The sequence below is a fragment of the Terriglobus roseus DSM 18391 genome, assembly GCF_000265425.1.
In the GTDB taxonomy this organism is placed as follows: domain Bacteria; phylum Acidobacteriota; class Terriglobia; order Terriglobales; family Acidobacteriaceae; genus Terriglobus; species Terriglobus roseus.
In genome coordinates, this window is the sequence record NC_018014.1 from 3,972,699 (window position 1) to 3,985,517 (window position 12,819).

Sequence of the window (12,819 nt, forward strand, 5' to 3'; positions counted from 1 at the left end):
CACATCAAACAAGGGAAAGAGCACAGGAGCAACCATGCCCGTCATCCGTACCTGCCCGAACTGCCAAACCAGGAACCGCATCCCCGCCAAACACCTCGCCGACACGGGCCGCTGCGGCGCCTGCAAGCACGACCTCCCGCCGCAGGCCGAACCGATCGCCGCAGACATCGCACTCTTCGACGAGACCATCCAGAACTCCACCGTCCCCGTCCTCGTCGACTTCTGGGCAAGCTGGTGTGGACCCTGCCGCATGGCCGCTCCCGAAGTCGCAAAGACCGCCGCAGAGATGGCCGGCCGCGCCCTCGTACTCAAGGTCGACACCGAAGCCCACCCACAGCTCGCCGCCCGCTACAACGTCCAGGGCATCCCCAACTTCGCCATCTTCTCCGGCGGCAAACTCACGCGCCAGCAGGCCGGCGTAGTCAACCACACCACCATGAACGAATGGCTCCGCGCCGCCCGTTGAATCGGTCGGACCTCATAACCCAAACTCCCTACGCCAGACCTCAGGCGTAACCCCGAACCGCTGTCGAAACGCCCGCACAAAGTTCGCAGCATATGGAAATCCCGTAAGCGCTCCCACATTCTGCACCGGCAGACGCGTCGTTCGCAGCAGACTCTTCGCCCGTTCCAGCCGCTGCTGCAGCAAATACTGGTAAGGCGTAGCCCCGGTCGAACTCCGGAACTCATGCGCAAAGTGCGAAGCGCTCACACCCATCGCGGCAGCAATCGCCTCCAGCCCAATATCCTCCGCCAGATGCGCCGACATGTACTCCATCGCCCGCCTCAGCCGCGCCAGGCTCATCCCACCCTTCGGCCCCGGCAGAGCCATCGGCTGCGTCGCGTGGTTGCGCAGCAAATTGCTCTGCAGCCCCAGCGCAAGCAGGTCCGCATACAAGGCACCCAGCGGCCAGCTCTCCCCCGCCTCCCTGCCCATCTCCGCCAGCAGCAACCGTAATCCGGCATCCTGCCCTGACCATGTCCCGCGGATCTCCGGAACATCCCGCGTTCCAAGCTGCCCCGCGATCTCCGCCAGCCCCTCACTCTCAATCGAAAGAATCAGCCGCTCGGAAGACCCCTGCCACCGTAACCGGTCCCGAGTCCCCGGTGGAATCACAATCAGCGACCCCGGCTCCGTGCGCTCGACGGCATTCTTGCCATCCTGCCACCACTCAAAATCCGCCCCGCCCGTAAGCTGCAGATGCAGGCACAGCGTCGGATGTTCATGCTCTGGGATCTCCCCCGGCCGAACCATGTGCCGCTCCAGCACGACACCCTTCCAGGGCTGCCGCCGCCGCGCCATCCCATCCTGCGAACCGTCCAGCAACGGCACCAGACGCGTACCGCGCAAAACCGTGACACGGCCCGAAGGACCAGCTTCGTCCTGCCGTTTCATCGCCATCCACAGATCGTTTTTCGCAGCATTTGCATATCGGCCCAGTCTCCCAACCGTTCCAATGGGGACAGGTACAGGAGACACCACATCATGAGAAGCCTAACCGATATGATCAGCGAGAGCTTCATCTGGAGCGTCGGCATCACCCGCCCCGGCAAAGGTCAGGAACGCCGCGCAGCCTGGTACATCTCCGCAACGCTGGCCATCATCCTCCTCAGCATCGTTGCCATATTCCTCTTCGTACTAAGCCGCTTCTAACAAGCACCCGCAATCCGCAGCAAAGTATCATCCTGCAAAACAAGAACTACTTAGTAAGACACCAGCAGCATCCGCCCCCGGACGCAGCGTTGCCCCGCTCAGTGTCTGAAGTCTGACTTATAAGCGAGCCTGCCAGAAAATCAGCCGGACTTACTCAATTAATTCTGGACGCACCGTAGTCGGACTTATATATTTCCGGCAGGCGGTCGCGCGTCCGAAATAATTTCTAAACTTAGAACCAAGCCAAGGGAACGCGCGCGCGTCTGCTGACGTAGCTACCCAAAGCAGTAGAAAGGGCCAGGGTCGTCCCTGGTGCCGGGTTGCCAGGAACAACTTTTCCTCTCCTAGCCCGCGGCTTGTCGCTTGAGCCGGCACGTTTCCGGTCCTTACATCCCCACGACGCAAACATCGCGATCTGTCCGGCGACAGCTCTCTGGCGGAGCCATGCCCACAGGTGCGCATATCGCAAGAAGTCGAGAGGTCATCCATGTCGCAAGTACAAACCCTGCAAGCGCCGTCTTCCATCCCTCAGGTCCAGGATGCTGGCACTGCAACGGCTCCCAATCCCCAACAGCTTCTGCTTCAGGCCGGACTCGGTTACATCGTCTCGGCCTGCCTTCAGGTCTTCGTAAAGCTGGCACTGCCAGATCGTATGGGCTCAGGGCCCACACACCTCAGCATCCTTGCCGAACAGGCGGGCGCCCACGAAGGTCACCTCTACCGCATCCTCCGCGTCATGGAGATGAACGGGATCGTCCAGCAAACCGAACCCTACGTCTACACCCTCACCCCGGCCGGCATGTTGCTGCGCTCAGACGCAGAGGGCTCCCTCGCCGACACCATGGAGTGGCTTACCGATCCGCTGCACCTGCAGGCCTACAGTCATCTGACAACCAGCGTTGTCTCCGGCACCATCACCTTCGATCACATCTACGGTGAGCCCGCCTTTCAATGGTTCAGCCAGCCTGAAAACCAGAAGGAAGCCTCCCTCTTCAACAACGCCATGACCGGCATCAGCAACATGTGCCTCCCTGCAATTCTGGAAGCCTACGACTTTTCCTCCATCAGAAACATGGTCGACGTCGGCGGTGGTCACGGAGCCATTCTCCGCACCATCCTCAAGTCCTATCCCGCAATGCAGGGCATCGTCGCAGAGATGCCCACGGTTGTCTCGGACACGCGTCTCGCCATCGCATCCGACGAACTCAGCGACCGCTGCCAGGCCGTCGAATGCAACTTCTTCGCCTCCGTCCCCGCCGGTGGCGACGCGTACTTCATGAAGCACATCATCCACGACTGGGAGGACTCCAGCGCCATCCGGATCCTTAGCAACATCCGTCAGGTCATCCCCTCAAACGGCCGGCTGATCCTGGCGGAGTGCGTCGTCGAAGAGGGCGCAACACCTCACCCGGGCAAACTGCTTGACATTGAAATGATGGTCTTCGTCGGCGGTAAGGAGCGTACCGAAGAGGAGTTTCGCGACCTGCTCGCAGCCGGTGGCTTCCGCCTGAACCACATCATTCCAACCGCCAGCCCCATTTCCCTTCTGGAAGCTCTCCCGGCCTGACCCGGTGGGGAGGCCGCTGTCCGGCGGCCTCCCCACGGCAAAGGCATGCTGGCAAAGCGGCTTCCCCGTCCCCAAAATCTGATCTTCTTCTTGCGCGAGCTTCTCGGCTTCAGGTAGAACAATGCCGCTGTCACGGCGCGTTCGCATCCGTCGCGAATCGCTTAGCTCGACTTACATCTCTGGCTCAAGTGGCCTGGAGTTGCTCGGGAACCCACCGTTCCCACTCCTGTTTCAGTGAATATTCGGTGAAGCCTGCAAGCTGGCCACTCCCGTAAGTTGTTGAAAATGAATGCTTGGCCGCAAAAAGTAAGCGCTGACTAAGCTAATGAAGTCTTTCTTCTTTACCGCAGCACCGTCATCATGAAAGAACCCGGACAAAAGAAAGACATTGCCGCTGCGAACCACTGCCGCGTCGTGCGCCGGGATAGCACTCAGCCCTACTGCACTTTTGGAGAAACCCAGTGAGACGCCACCCAGCATTACTCGCAATTCCCTTTGTTCTGTCGTTAAGTCCGCTGAGCATGCGTGCTCAGTTCGATTCCGGCTCAGTCCTCGGATACGTCCGTGACGCAGCGGGCGCATCGATCCCGAGCGCAACCGTCACGTTGACCAACGTAGAGACGGGCGTGACCCAGCAGCTTACCTCTGACAAAGAGGGCAAGTTCGAGTTCTCCAGCATCCGCATCGGCGACTACCGGATCACTGCCGAAGCAGGCGGCTTCTCCAAGTCCGACAGCGGCGTCTTCTCGCTCTCGGTCAACGCGCGTCAGCGTGTCGACCTTGGCTTGAAGAACGGATCGGCAAACGAAACCGTTACCGTTACCAGCGCAGCCTCGCTCCTCGAAACCGAGAACAGCTCGCACAGCCAGCTCATCGGCACCCGCGAAGTTGAGAACCTGCCGCTCAACGGCCGCTCCTACGCCGATCTCACGCTGCTCTCCACCGGTGTGCGTAAGTCCGCACTTCAGAACAACGGCACCACCAGCAGCCGTGAAGGCTCGTTCAACGTCAACGGCCTTCGTTCCGCCTTCAACAACTTCATGTTGGACGGTCTCGACAATAACAACTACGGCACCTCGAACCAGGGCTTTGCGAACGAGAACATTCCGCCCTCGCCCGACGCGATCGACGAGTTCCGTGTTGAGACCAACAACTACTCCGCCGAATTCGGCCGCAACGTAGGCGCCGTCATCAACGCCGCAGTTCGCCGCGGCACCAACCAGTTCCACGGCCGCGCATGGGACTATGTCCGCAACACCATGTTCAATGCGACCGGTCCCTTCCTGGCACCCGGCCAGACCAAGCCCAAGTTCATCCGGAACCAGTTCGGTGGAACCATCGGCGGCCCCATCTGGAAGGACCACACCTTCGCGTTTGGCGACTACGAAGCGGTACGCCAGATCTTCAACAACGCGTCCTCAACGTCGACGATCCTGACGCCCAATCAGCGGAACGGTCTGTTCTACCTCAACGACGACACCTCGAATCCCGCGAATGCAATTCCGCTGCGGGATCCCATCACCGGACGGACCTTCCTCGGCAGCATCCCGCAGGCGCAGTGGACGACCTTCGCACGGAACGTCGTATCGGCGCTGCCCACACCCAACGTTGCAGGCCTGTCGAACAACTTTGTCATCGCGCCCCGCGGCATCATCAATGACGACAAGGGTGACTTCCGCCTCGATCACACCTTCAATCAGAAGCTCTCCATCTTCGCGCGATACAGCCAGCACCGCGGTTACATCTTTGACCCGCCAAGCATCACCGGCCTCGCCGGTGGCAACAGCAACGGCAACGTAACCATCCGCAACAAGAACATCGCGGGCGGCGTCACCTGGGCTGTCACCCCCACGCAGTTGCTGGACGTCCGCTTCGGCTGGTCACGCAACGTCGGCCAGAAATTCCCGGTCAACGTCGGTCAGGCTTCCATCCTGACGCAGAGCGGTATCACCAACGGACTGCCGACCGATCCCCGGATCGTGCGTTCTCTCAATGCTCAATCCGTAACTGGCTACTCGCAGTTCGGTGCGCAGTCTTCGAACCCGCAGTTCCAGAACCCCATGGTCTTCAACCCGAAGGTGAACTACACCATCCTGAAGGGAAAGCACAGCATCAAGCTGGGCTATGAGTTCCAGGAGATTCACACGGAACTGAACGACTTCAACCCAAGCTACGGACAGGACAACTACGCCGGCACCTACTCGGCGAATGGCAACCCTGCGAACACTACCGTTGCGTCTGGAGCACCGGCGCTGTCAGCGCAGTTGCAGCAGGCTCGCAACATGGCGGATTTCCTCTTCGGCAACCGCTCCTCGTATGCGCTGACCACCTATGCCATCGTGAACCTGCGCCAGCGCTACAACTTCATGTACGTGCAGGACGACATCAAGCTGACGCCATCCCTCACGGTGAATGCGGGTCTGCGGTATGAAATCGTGACCCCGCAGTGGGAGCGCGATAACAAGCTGGCTAACTTCGATCCCGCGACCAAAACGCTGGTCCAGGCCAGCAACGGCAGCACCTACAACAAGGCACTCGTAAATACGCCGAAGAACAACGTAGGCCCGCGCCTTGGCTTTGCCTACCAGATGTCGCCGAAGACGGTCATGCGTGGCGGCTACGGTATCGGTTACACACAGTGGAACCGTGCCGGTGGCGAAAACAACCTCACGTACAACGGTCCAAACGTCGTCAACGCCAACATCTCGCAGGTCACGCCTACGGCAGCAGCACTCTGCACGAACGACACACAGCTGCAATCGACCTGCTTCCGTCAAACGCAGCAGGGGTACAGCAATGTACTCACCTCACCTGCGTACTTCAACGCCTCGAACGTAACCTCGCGCTATATCCCGAAGGATTTCAAGACTGGATACCTGCAGAGCTACTTCCTGGGCATGCAACAGCAGCTTGGCGACGGCTGGCTCGTGGACCTGAGCTACGTGGGTAGCAAGGGAACGCACCTCCAGGTTCTTGCCGACTACAACCAGGCCAATCCTGCAACGCTCAGCGCCACCTGCACCCGCAACGCATCGGTTACATCCGGCTGCCCCAACCTGTTGACGCGCCGCCCCGTCCAGGGTTTCGGTTCTATCGAAATCGCGTACGGCGGTGGATCCACCAACTACAACTCGCTGCAGTTCAAGGTGGAGAAGCGTACCAAGCTTGGTCTTTACCTCCTGAACTCGTTCACCTGGAGCCGTAACTTCGATATCTCCGGTGGCCATCTGGAAACGGCCAACGGCGACAACAGCCGCGTGAACTATCTGAACCCCAGCGCGGACTACGGCCCATCTGGCTATGATCAGCCGCTCTCGGACACCCTGGCTATCGTCTATGACCTGCCCTACGGTCATGGCCGTAAGTTCGGAGCCGGTAGCAACAACTTCGTGAATGAAATTCTGGGTGGATGGCAGCTGACACTGATCAACAACATGACCAGTGGAGCTCCGATCAACTTCAACTACTCGCTCTCAAACTCGAATCCGTTGTATACCACCGACCTGGTAACTTATCGTCCTTACCGTGTCAGCGGTCAGCCGCTCTACGGTACCAACCGCGTCAAGACGGCTCAGACGGTAAACAACGTCTTCAATCCTTCTGCCTTCGTCCTGCCCACAGACACCAGCATCACCGGTTCGAATGCACCGTGGGGCACGGCGTCGCGTAACATGGGCCGTTCGAATGCCTTCTTCCAGGCCGACCTCGGTCTGCATAAGGCTTTCTCACTCTGGAGCGAGCAGTCGAAGTTCGACTTCCGCGCCGAAGCCTTCAACGTCCTCAACAAGGTCAACTACGGCGCTGCGAACAGCACCGTGGGTGGCAGCAGCTTCGGTCAGATCACCAGCGCATACCCGGCACGTCAGCTTCAGCTCGCAGCGAAGCTGATCTTCTAAATAACCCTTCGAAGGCGAGGTCATTGCAGTGCTCAACAGACGTCAATTCACAGGCATCGCAACCGCGTCGCTCGGCAGCCTGCTCACCCGGAAACTCTGGGCTGAGCAGGTCCGGGCGACCGCCTCGCCCGACAAGTTCTACATCGCACTCGTCGCCGATTGCCACATCATCGACGATTACTACGTCAAAGGCAGCGAGAACGGCGTGGAGGACAACGAAAGCATCCTTGTCACCACGCCGCGTCTCGAGTCCGCACGCGACGTCATCAACAGCCTCAGCCCCGCCATCGAGCAGGTCTTCCTCATCGGCGACTACTTCCACAACTACCCATCGACCGACTACGACTTCTACTTCAAAAACACCACCCGCCTCGACCACGCCAAGGCCATCACCGACAAGTTCAAGGCGCCCGTCCACCTCGGCTTCGGGAACCACGACTACGACGTCCGCCGCGTCCCGCGCGACATGAGTCACCGCCTCTTCAAGGCAAAGTTCAACACCGATCCCTACACCGTCCTCGACTACAAGGGCTGCAAGTTCATTCACCTGAATAACTTCTTAGGCAGCACCCAGGACAACAAGGCATCAGACTTCTACCCGAGCCTCGGCTCCCTCGGCGAACCCCAGCTCCACTGGCTCGAAGCGCAGCTCGCCGAACGCAAGCCGACCTTCATCTTCATCCACTACCCGCTCATGCAGACACAAGCCACTGAGTTCCGCGACTACGGCCTGCAGCCCCTGCTCCGCCGCTACGCCGACACCATCCAGCTCGTCGTCTCCGGTCACATCCACAAGTGGATCGACTTCGCCCACACCTACGGCCCGCAGCACTACATCATGGCCGCCACCCGCTACGACCCAAACGCCTACATGCTCCTCGAAGTCGACAAGCGGCACGGCAACTGGCGCTTCCTCAACGCCGACCTCGTCCAGTGGTCCACCCACTACAGCAAGCCCTACCGCGCCACCTAAACACCCATTCCGGCACAGCCGCAAAAGGCCCACGAGATTCGTGGGCCTTCCTGTTTCTCACGTGCGAGACAATAGCCTCATGCCGAACGTGACCGAAGCTCTCATCACCCTCGACGACATCCAGTCCGCGCGCGACCGCATCGCGGGCACCGCCATCGTCACCGGCCTCTACAAGCTCGACACGCAGCGCATGATCGCCGCCGGCTTCCACATCCCCACCACCGCCGAGATCTGGCTCAAGGCCGAAAACGAGCAGCCGATCGGCAGCTTCAAACTCCGCGGCGCCTACAACAAGATCGCCTCGCTCACACCCGAAGAGCTCCAGCGCGGCGTCATCACCTACTCCAGCGGCAACCACGCCCAGGGCGTCGCCTTCGCCGCCCGCGCCCTTGGTGCCAAAGCCGTCATCGTCATGCCCGAGTCCGCGCCCCTCATCAAGCGCGAAGCCACCATCGCGCTCGGTGGCGAAGTCGTCCTCGTCGGCCCCGCCTCACTCGAACGCAAGCAGAAGGCCGAAGAGCTCGTCGCCCAGCACGGCTACATCATGGTCCCGCCCTACGACGACACCTTCATCATCGCCGGCCAGGCCACCTGCGGCCTCGAAATCACCGAGCAAGCCCCCGACGCCGACCTCGTCCTCTCCCCTGTCAGCGGCGGAGGACTCCTCAGCGGCGTCGCCACCGCCGTCAAACTCGCCGGCTCCAAAGCCCAGGTCTGGGGCTGCGAACCCGAGCTCGCCGCCGACGCCCACGAGAGCTTCCGCACCAAAACCCTCGTCGAATGGCAAGGCGCGCAGACCACCCGCACCATCGCCGACGGCCTCCGCACCCAAAGCCTCGGCGAACGCAACTTCGCCCACATCCTCGAGTTCGTCGACGGCATCGTGACCGTCACCGAAGAAGAGATCCTCCAGGCCACCCGCGTCCTCCTCCTCGCAACCGACATCGTCCCCGAACCCAGCGGCGCCGTCACCCTTGCCGTCGCCCTCTTCCACGCCGCCAAGCTCCCGCCGGCCAGCAAGATCGTCGCCGTCGTCAGCGGCGGCAACATCGACCCGGGCCTCCACCAGGAACTCATCGCCGCCAAAGCGTGAGACCGGCGAACGATTCCGTGACACCACCTCACTCCACACCGTCTAATACCCGTATGCGCAAGCTAGCCTGTCTGCTCGTCCTCGCACTTCCTCTCGCCGCGCAGAAGCGCCCCGAACCGCCACCCGACGCGCAGCGAGCCACCGTGCTCAAGGTCGCCGACGTCTACGTCGCGCCCGACGCCCAGTCCCAGCGCGTCTCCGTCGTCACGCCCGGTCACGAAGTCCTCATCGTCGAGCGCAGCGGCCCCTGGGTCAAAGTCTTCGCCAACACCGACATTCAGGATGAGAAGGGCGAAGAAGAGCCCGAGTTCAGCGTCGACCCCGCCGTCCTGCCCCGCTCCGGTTGGATCCGCGACAAGGGCCTCGTCAGCCCCGCCACCCCCAACGGCGATAAGCTCATCTACGGCCAGGCCGCCACCATGGAAGCCGCAGCCGGCGAGCCGCACGCACCCAAATCCGCAGCAGGCGCCGCTCACCTCCTCTACCGCCGCGTGGCCGAGTATTTCCCCGCCTCGTCCCTCGCCGGCGAAGCCCAGTGGCGATCCGCCGACATCCGCTGGCAGGAAGAAAAGTTCGACGCCAGCACCCTGCCCAGCGCCAAGGACATGGACGCAAACCTGCGCCCCAACATCTACCAGAAAGATCTCCAGAAGATCGTCAAGAATGGCACCGGCAAATACCCCGCCCTCGCCGCCTTTGACCTGCTCGACGCAAAGCTCTGCGGCGACTGGCAGGGTCTGCCTAAATGCCCGGAAATGGAGAGCAATCTCTACCAGAAGTACGCGGACGCCTTCCCCGACGGCCCCAAAACGCCCCAGGCTCTTTGGAACGCCGTCTACCGCCAGGGCGTCCTCGTCACCATGTACACCACGGAAGAGAACAAAAAGCGCGCCGAAGCCGCCTCGCAACACGCGCACGCCCTCCGGGACACCATGGTCCAGCGCTTTCCCGCCAGCGACTACACGGCACGCGCCGTCAGTCTGGTATACAGGGTGGAGCAGGGCATCGCGATCTACGGCAGTGATCGCGACTAGCCCGCCCCAACTCTGAAAGCCCGGTGAAGCCGCTTTGAACGACTACATCCTCTCCGTCATCCTCGGTATCGTGGAAGGCTTGACGGAGTTCCTCCCCGTAAGCTCCACCGCACATCTCCGCCTGACCGAAGCACTCCTCCACGTCTCGCTCACCGACCCGTTCTGGAAGATGTACACCATCGTCATCCAGCTCGGCGCCATCCTCGCCCTGTTGCTCTTCTTCGCCATCCGCATCATCGCGTATATGCGAAGCTTCCCCCACGGCGAACGCGGCAACAAGACGTGGCTGACCCATCCCATCTCCCTCACGCTCATCGCCTTCATCTGCACCGCCATCCCGGCGAAGCTGCTGACCAAAAAGATCGGCGAAAACCTCGAGAACCTCACCGTCATCGCACTCGCCCTCCTCATCGGCGGCATCATCATGTGGGTCGTTGACGTCTGGGCCAACCACCGCGAAGCCCGCATCACTCACGTCGAGCAGATGGGTCTCGGCGAGGCCATCTGGATCGGCATCTGCCAGGTCCTCAGCGCCGTCATCCCCGGCACCTCGCGCTCCATGTCCACCATCGCCGCCGGACAGATCGCAGGCCTCGATCGCTCCGCCGCGCTGGAGTTCTCCTTCCTCATCTCCATCCCGACCATGATCGCCGCCACCGGCTACTCGCTGCTGAAGGCCATCCACCCCAGCGCCAAGGACCTGGCCTCCCAGGGCGCCGAAGCCCTCACCCCACTCGTCATGGGCCCGGAACGCTGGATCGTCCTCATCATCGGCATGGCCGTCTCCTTCATCGTGGCCTACCTCGTCGTAGCCTGGTTCCTCGGCTGGGTCCGCAAACGTGGCTTCACCATCTTCGCCATCTACCGCATCATCCTCGGCGCAGGCCTCCTCGTCTGGATGCACCTGCATCCTTCAGTCCTGAAGTAACAAGCTGCCAAATCTGAAGTCAGCAAAAAACGATGCCCCATTTCATGACAGTCTCATCGCCATGAATGGGGCATTCGTGCGAAGCAAGACCGTTTCCTTCAACCGGCAGACCTGGTGCCCCACGTCTCGCTTCTGAGACGTGGGTTTCGCTCCACCAACAAAGCTGAACCCCAAGCAAAGACGGGTGCCCCACCTTCGCGAAGCTAAGGTGGGGATTTGTGCGAAAGCCGGGTGCCCCATTCATGACGGCCTCATCGTCATGAGTGGGCCATCGCGCGAAGCGCGAACCGCTTTCGGAGGGGCATGGCTTCAGCCATGCCATCAATGCCGTAGGAAGAAGTGCGGCTTCAGCCGCTGAGAGAGTTCTTCTCATCGGCACACATCCAGGCGGAGACTACAACCCCGGGCGGTTATTCATGCAAAGGGTGCCCGCCCGAGGGAGCGAAGGCCTTCAGGCCTTTGAGTGGCCAAGAAAAGAAAGGGAACGTTACCCCCGGCTCCGCTCCGGCCGTGCATAAACCCAGGCCCAAGCAATCAAAACAAGCTGCAACGGAATACGCCCATACAGCGCCCAAACCGGAACCGCGGCAAACCGCTCCGGATGCATCGCCATGTAAAAGTGCACATCGAAATAAACCACCAGCATCGCGAGGATGCCCCACGCCGCAAACCGCCGCGTCGCCGGCACCAGCAGACCAATCCCGCCCAGGATCTCCGCAGCGCCACTCACCTGCACCAGCAGCAACGGATCGCTGTAGTGCGGCGGCATAATCGCCACGTACGTCCCGCTATGCCAGAAGTGGTTGACTCCCGCCGCCACGTACAAAAGCGACTGAGCCACCAGGCCAATCATTCGAAGCTGCTTGCTCGCCATAGCCCAATCATAGGCACAGAACAACGAATTCCAACATCTCAGCGATACACCGAAAGCGCGAGACGTCTGCCACCTTCAGCAAATCCAAAGCGCACTGAAGGTGCGCGACTTCCCAGCCCAGGGCAAAGCCCTGGGTAAGCCCTGCCGACGACGTCCGACGCCACAAACAAAAAGGCCCCGCCAAAGCGGGGCCTCCCTGCAACACCATAAAAACTACTTGCGCGAATCGCGAGCAGCCTTCACGTAATCATGGCTGGTCTGGATATGAGCAGCCTGCGTACTCAGCAACTGGTGGATCGGCAGCGGCAGCTCATGCTTCAGTGCATCCGCATAAGCCTTCTTGGCCTTATCCTCACCCTGCTCTGCCGTCTCCAGCAGCGTGTGGTCGTCGCCGCCCAGCTTCGCCTTCAGATCACCCCAGGTGCGGTGCAGAGCACCGGCGATCGTGCCGGTCTCCTTGTACGCGTCCTGAACGCCTTCCTTGATCAGCACATCTTCCAGCTCGCCCTTGAAGCTTGCGCGCTTCAGGCTCTCTGCCAGGAAGTAACGCTTCAGGGTCTCATCCTTCAGCTTCTCGCCGATGTCCTTGAAGCCTTCCTGACCGTCGATCAGGCTTGCGATTACGTCCTTCAATACACTCTCGGTTTCCTTCAGCTGCTCTGCCATAGTGATGATCCTTTTCGGTTGGGCTTATAGCCCGTGCTTTGCAAAAATCCACGGGCAATTCGCCCGGAAACTTATAGTGCGATCAGGGACAGTGTCCCCCGGTTGCAGTGCGATTCTCCTTGGCCGAGAGCAAG

General features: G+C 60.9%; 12 protein-coding genes. 8 read left to right on the forward strand and 4 right to left on the reverse strand.

Annotated features, from left to right (window positions below):
- Positions 1-34 precede the first annotated feature (34 nt).
- Entirely contained in the window at positions 35-466 is a 432-nt protein-coding gene (locus tag TERRO_RS16245) for a thioredoxin domain-containing protein (protein ID WP_014786784.1), read from the forward strand.
- A gap of 12 nt (positions 467-478) precedes the next feature.
- Here the strand turns inward: TERRO_RS16245 and TERRO_RS16250 are convergent, their stop codons facing one another.
- On the reverse strand, positions 479-1,402 hold the full coding sequence (locus TERRO_RS16250; protein WP_041592670.1) for an AraC family transcriptional regulator: 924 nt from the start codon (positions 1,400-1,402) through the stop codon (positions 479-481).
- Between the two features lie 84 nt (positions 1,403-1,486).
- Here TERRO_RS16250 and TERRO_RS23275 point away from each other — a divergent pair, with 84 nt between their 5' ends.
- The gene (locus tag TERRO_RS23275) at positions 1,487-1,654 is read left to right on the forward strand and encodes a hypothetical protein (RefSeq protein WP_014786786.1); all 168 of its coding nucleotides are present in this window, start codon (positions 1,487-1,489) and stop codon (positions 1,652-1,654) included.
- 487 nt (positions 1,655-2,141) lie between these two features.
- Complete coding sequence (locus TERRO_RS16255; RefSeq protein ID WP_014786787.1) at positions 2,142-3,221, forward strand: methyltransferase; 1,080 nt, start codon at positions 2,142-2,144, stop codon at positions 3,219-3,221.
- A 231-nt stretch (positions 3,222-3,452) separates the two neighbouring features.
- Here the strand turns inward: TERRO_RS16255 and TERRO_RS23280 are convergent, their stop codons facing one another.
- The gene (locus TERRO_RS23280) at positions 3,453-3,701 is read right to left on the reverse strand and encodes a hypothetical protein (RefSeq protein WP_157178410.1); all 249 of its coding nucleotides are present in this window, start codon (positions 3,699-3,701) and stop codon (positions 3,453-3,455) included.
- Between the two features lie 41 nt (positions 3,702-3,742).
- Here TERRO_RS23280 and TERRO_RS16260 point away from each other — a divergent pair, with 41 nt between their 5' ends.
- From TERRO_RS16260 to TERRO_RS16280, 5 genes are all read left to right on the forward strand, one after another.
- Positions 3,743-7,117 (forward strand): TonB-dependent receptor, encoded by a 3,375-nt coding sequence (locus TERRO_RS16260; protein ID WP_157178411.1) that lies wholly within the window; start codon positions 3,743-3,745, stop codon positions 7,115-7,117.
- 28 nt (positions 7,118-7,145) lie between these two features.
- The gene (locus tag TERRO_RS16265) at positions 7,146-8,090 is read left to right on the forward strand and encodes a metallophosphoesterase family protein (protein WP_014786789.1); all 945 of its coding nucleotides are present in this window, start codon (positions 7,146-7,148) and stop codon (positions 8,088-8,090) included.
- 79 nt (positions 8,091-8,169) lie between these two features.
- Complete coding sequence (locus tag TERRO_RS16270; protein WP_014786790.1) at positions 8,170-9,183, forward strand: threonine ammonia-lyase; 1,014 nt, start codon at positions 8,170-8,172, stop codon at positions 9,181-9,183.
- A 53-nt stretch (positions 9,184-9,236) separates the two neighbouring features.
- Complete coding sequence (locus TERRO_RS16275; RefSeq protein WP_014786791.1) at positions 9,237-10,217, forward strand: SH3 domain-containing protein; 981 nt, start codon at positions 9,237-9,239, stop codon at positions 10,215-10,217.
- Between the two features lie 34 nt (positions 10,218-10,251).
- On the forward strand, positions 10,252-11,145 hold the full coding sequence (locus TERRO_RS16280; protein ID WP_014786792.1) for an undecaprenyl-diphosphate phosphatase: 894 nt from the start codon (positions 10,252-10,254) through the stop codon (positions 11,143-11,145).
- Positions 11,146-11,632: 487 nt separating this feature from the next.
- Here the strand turns inward: TERRO_RS16280 and TERRO_RS16285 are convergent, their stop codons facing one another.
- The gene (locus TERRO_RS16285) at positions 11,633-12,019 is read right to left on the reverse strand and encodes a DoxX family protein (protein ID WP_052313375.1); all 387 of its coding nucleotides are present in this window, start codon (positions 12,017-12,019) and stop codon (positions 11,633-11,635) included.
- A gap of 213 nt (positions 12,020-12,232) precedes the next feature.
- Entirely contained in the window at positions 12,233-12,685 is a 453-nt protein-coding gene (locus tag TERRO_RS16295) for a PA2169 family four-helix-bundle protein (protein ID WP_014786795.1), read from the reverse strand.
- Positions 12,686-12,819 lie beyond the last annotated feature (134 nt).